The 3,269-nt window shown below is 66.4% G+C and carries 4 protein-coding genes; all 4 read right to left on the bottom strand.

Translation table 11 applies throughout. The features are described from left to right. A partial coding sequence (locus AWB67_RS35420; protein WP_125477829.1) for an SDR family oxidoreductase occupies nt 1-433 on the bottom strand: 433 nt, incomplete at its 3' end. Nucleotides 434-461: 28 nt separating this feature from the next. Further along, nucleotides 462-1,478 (bottom strand): ABC transporter substrate-binding protein, encoded by a 1,017-nt coding sequence (locus AWB67_RS35415; protein WP_087660556.1) that lies wholly within the window; start codon nt 1,476-1,478, stop codon nt 462-464. Between the two features lie 32 nt (nt 1,479-1,510). Then, nucleotides 1,511-2,269, bottom strand: coding sequence for an ABC transporter ATP-binding protein (locus AWB67_RS35410; protein ID WP_087660555.1), 759 nt, complete (start codon nt 2,267-2,269; stop codon nt 1,511-1,513). After that, nucleotides 2,266-3,120 (bottom strand): ABC transporter permease, encoded by an 855-nt coding sequence (locus AWB67_RS35405; protein WP_159965118.1) that lies wholly within the window; start codon nt 3,118-3,120, stop codon nt 2,266-2,268. The genes AWB67_RS35410 and AWB67_RS35405 overlap by 4 nt, the downstream gene beginning before the upstream one ends. Nucleotides 3,121-3,269: the final 149 nt, after the last annotated feature.

The following is a 3,269-nucleotide window of genomic DNA, read 5'->3' as shown; positions in this document are numbered from 1 at the left end:
GCGGTGGGGCGATACCGCCGCGTCCGGAAATCGCGACGATCGCGCCGTGCCCCTGAGCGATGAAGCGCGGCAAGGCGGCGCGTATCGGACGCACCGAGCCGAGCAGCTTGGCGTCGATGACGCGCTGCCAGTCGTCATCGGTGAGGTCGAGGAAGTCGCCGAATGCGGCTACGTTCGTGCTGGTCACGAGACCGTCGAGACGGCCGAAGCGCTCCTCGATCTGCGCGAAGGCAGACCGCACGCTGTGGTCATCGGCGACGTCGACCGATAGCGGCACGACACGGGGCAAGTCCGCGAAAAGATGCGTGTCGATGTTGCGCGAGGAAGCGATCACGCTCGCCCCAGCAAGGGCGAGCCTTTTCGCGGTGGCCGCGCCCAGTGCGCCGAACGCGCCGGTGATCCAGAAGACGCGGTCTTCGAATAGCTTGCTCATGCTTTGACTCCGATGAATGATGGTCCGATCAACGATTACCCGTTTCGATCTGCGTCGTGTAGCGGTCGTCGACGACGGTCGAGAAATCGACCGGACGCGGATAGAAGCCGATCTCGCCGAGTTTTTTGGTCGCTTCGACTTCGGCCTTGAAAGGCGCGCCGTCGTGTTTCACCGGAACGAGGCGATAGGCGCCGCTTTTTGCCGCGAAGAGCGCCTGATCCGGCGTGAGCTGCTGGGCTTTGGCGTAGGCGGCGGCTGTTTCAGCGTCGTGCGTGGCCGCCCAGTTCAGGTACCGCGCGAGGCGCGTCATGAAGTCGCCGATCGCCTCGCTCAATTGCGGGTCCTTCAGCGCGCCCGTGCGCGCCGTGACGGACACGAAGCCCGGAAAGCCCACTTCGTTCTCGGTCGCGAGCTCGCGCACTGCGCCGCTCGCGAGCGCGTCCGCGACCCGGGAGCGGGTGGCCGGCGCCGCATCGACGGCGCCCGCGACGACGGCGGGCGCGGTGGCGTCGTACGTAAGCAGGCGCAGCTTCACGTCCTTCACGTTGAGGCCAGCCTTGTCGAGCGCGAGCAGGCCCACTGCGTTCGCGTTGCCGCCCTCGTTGAACGCATACGTCCTGCCGCGCAAGTCGCTGATCTTCGTGACGCCGGACGCCTTGCTCGCGATCACGAGCATCGGCGAGTAGCGCTTGCTGTCGACCGGTGCGAGCAGGCCGATGAGCTTGATGGGCGCGGTCTCGGCGGTCCAGTTGCGGCGATCTTCCGACGAGGCCTTCGGCGCGGCGGTGTCGCTCAGGCCCCAGCTGATGTCGATCGCGTTGCCGCCTAACGCCTGCACGGTCGGTCCCGCCCCGTTCAGTCGCGCCCATTCGATGCGGTACGGTGTGCCTTTCAGGAAATCGGTCGCCTCGATGGCTTCGCGCGTCACGTCCTGAAAGATGCCCACGCGCAGGACGGGCTGCGCGGCGTAGGACGATGAAGCGACGCAAGCGGTGACGCCGATCAAAGCGAAGAGCGAATGTAGGAAAGGGCGGGCGATGGACATGAGGCGTCTTCGAGTTGGGATTGGTTAGAAGTTCACGCGGCGACGGCGCTAGGGCTGATCGCCGTACGTCGCACGCCGAGCTCGGCATAAAGACGATCGCGCAGTGCGGCGCCTTCTGGATGCGACGGATCGCGCTGCCCTGCTGCATCGCTGACCGTGACATCGAGCGTGAGGCGCGCATCGCGCAGCACGACGATGCGGCTGGCGAGGCGCACGGCTTCCTCCACATCGTGCGTGACGAGCAGCACGCCGGGTCCATGCCGCGCGACGAGCTGGCGAACGAGGTCCTGCATGCGCAGGCGGGTGAGCGCGTCGAGCGCAGCGAAAGGTTCATCGAGCAACAGCAGCGCCGGGTCGCGGATCAGCGCGCGAGCCAGCGCGACGCGTTGCGCCTCGCCGCCTGACAGCGTCGCGGGCCACGCATCGACGTGGCGCGTGAGGCCCACTTCGGCAAGTGTCGCGATGGCAAGCTCGCGAGCGCGTGACGTTCGCGGTACGCCCATCAGCACGTTCTGCCAGACCCGCTGCGACGGAATGAGGCGCGGCTCCTGAAACACGGCCGCGCGCGGCGTGGCGACGAAACCCTCGCCGGCATCGAGAGAATCGAGGTCGAGCAGGGTGCGTAGCAGCGTCGTCTTGCCGGAGCCGGATGCGCCGAGCAGCGCGACAAATTCGCGGCGCCGTATCGTCAGATCGAGACGCTCGAAGATCGCGCGCTCGCCGAAATGCTTGCTGGCCTGGCGGATGGAAACCGCGAGTTCGGGTTCGCGTGCGGTGGTGTCGCGTGTCATCGGCGGCGCTCTTCGTTAAGGGTGCGACGCCAGGGCAGCGCGACGCGCTCGGCGGCGCGCAGCAGCGCATCGATCGTGAGGCCGAGCAGCGAGTAGACGAGCACGACGCCCAGGATGATGTCGGTGCGCAGCGCGGCGCGCGGGTTGAGCGCGAGATAGCCGATGCCCGAAGTCGCATTGACCTGTTCGGCCGCGACGAGTGCGAGGAGTGCGGTGCCCATCGCGTAGCGGACCCCGACGAGAATCGAAGGCATCGCGAGCGGCAACACGATCTGCAGCGCGATCGCCGTGCGCGACATGCCGAAGACCTGCCCGGCTTCGACGAGTTTCCCATCGACATGGCGCACGCCGGAAAACGTGTTGAGATACACCGGAAACACGCACGCGATGGCGATGAGAAGGATCTTCGGCTTCTCATCGACGCCGAACCAGATCACGAACAACGGAATCAGCGCGAGAAAGGGAATCATCCGCAGCATCTGCAGGAGCGCGTCGTAGGTGCGCTCGCCGATGCGGGACAAGCCGGCCACGAGACCGAGCAGGAGGCCGATGCCGCCGCCGATCAGAAAGCCTGCGACCGCGCGCTGCAGCGATGCGACGAGGCTGTCCCACAGGACGCCGCTGCGGGCGAGATCGACCAGGGCGGCCGCCACATCGAGCGGCGCTTCGAGCACGTGAGAATCGATCCATCCCGCCGAAGCTGCGAACTGCCAGATCAGCAGCAATGCGATTGGGAAGATGAGACGCGTGAGTTCCCTGGTCGAAATCTGACGCTTGCTGCTCGCGGCGCGCGTTTTGAACACGCGCAGGTTCGCGTGGCCGTATCGTCGGGGCGTTGGCAGCGCGCTCATCCGGGGCGCCTCGCGAATCGACGCATGAGCGCCGGCGCGGCGGTAGAAGCAGAGGTGACGGACATGAGCGTGGCGTGCTTGAAGGTGGAGATTCATCTTCGACGCGCACGTGCCCAGCGCAAACCGATCATTTCACGGATGCTTTTGAT

This window comes from Caballeronia terrestris (assembly GCF_001544515.1).
Lineage (GTDB): Bacteria > Pseudomonadota > Gammaproteobacteria > Burkholderiales > Burkholderiaceae > Caballeronia > Caballeronia terrestris.
This window is presented reverse-complemented; position numbering and strand designations above follow the sequence as displayed.